The 259-nt window shown below is 64.1% G+C and carries 1 protein-coding gene; it reads left to right on the top strand.

Annotated features, from left to right (window positions below):
• A partial coding sequence (locus FDW84_RS19080; protein ID WP_138611042.1) for a hypothetical protein occupies positions 1-259 on the top strand: 259 nt, incomplete at both ends.

Below are 259 nucleotides of genomic sequence, written 5' to 3' on the forward strand. Positions count from 1 at the left end.
TGCCCTGGGCGGGTCCGTCCCGGAGCGCCGGTCCAAGCACGCCGAGATCTCCTTGCCGGACGCGAAGTCCTATGAAGTGGCCAAGCGTGGCTCCGGCAAGCAACAGGCGGCCACCACCATGGCCTTCGTGCGCCTGCTAAAGGACCTGATGCGGGACAAGAACTTCGGCAAGCACATCGCGCCGATCATTCCTGATGAGGCCCGGACCTTCGGCATGGATGCGTTCTTCCCGACGGCGAAGATCTACAACCCCAAGGGC

It is taken from the genome of Pseudarthrobacter sp. NamE5, from assembly GCF_005796225.1.
Lineage (GTDB): Bacteria > Actinomycetota > Actinomycetes > Actinomycetales > Micrococcaceae > Arthrobacter.